The following is a 613-nucleotide window of genomic DNA, read 5'->3' as shown; positions in this document are numbered from 1 at the left end:
CCGCCGCATCATATTCATAGCGAATGCCGTAGTTGTTCCAGATATTGTCGATCTGGGCCTGGGTCGGGCTAGACCCCAGGGCTTGTAGTGCCTTGTTGCCCTCGCCATTGAGTTCGGCAATCACGCGGCCTTGCAGATCGTAACGCTTGGATTGGGTGCGATCCGAAGGCGGGAAGTTGCTGAAGTCCAGTGCGGTGGTCGAGGTCAGGTTGCCTACGTTGTCACGGGTGTAAACGGTCATCAATCCTTGCATACCATTCTGGCTCAAGGTTTTTTGCTGCTTGAGTTCCAGTCGGTTGTTGGCGTCATACCGCGTGTACACCATCAGGTCTTCTGGATGCGTAGCCGGCCTGATCTGTGCCAAGGGATTGCCCACGGCATAGGTCACCTTGCTGGCATAGCGGATGATGGTTTCGGTATTGCCAGCCCGGTCATATTGGTATTCGGTGAGGTAGCTCTCGGCATCCACTTCCCCCACCAGTTGCCCTTGGGCATTGTAGAGCCGGTAGGTGGTCTGGTCACGGGTGGCATTGGTGGCTGGTTTGAGTTGTGCCAAGGTGCCAGTCGCCCATTGCGCAGACGGACTCTGGGTAGCATAGCGAATGGTCTGGGT

Annotated in this window: 1 protein-coding gene; it reads right to left on the bottom strand. The window is 56.4% G+C overall.

Annotated features, from left to right (window positions below):
• Positions 1–613: RHS repeat domain-containing protein (locus tag LG198_RS00015; protein WP_230341131.1), on the bottom strand; the 613-nt coding region annotated here is incomplete at both ends.

Origin of the sequence: Methylobacillus arboreus (genome assembly GCF_020532725.1) — a bacterium.
GTDB classification, from domain to species: Bacteria; Pseudomonadota; Gammaproteobacteria; order Burkholderiales; family Methylophilaceae; genus Methylobacillus; species Methylobacillus arboreus.
This window is presented reverse-complemented; position numbering and strand designations above follow the sequence as displayed.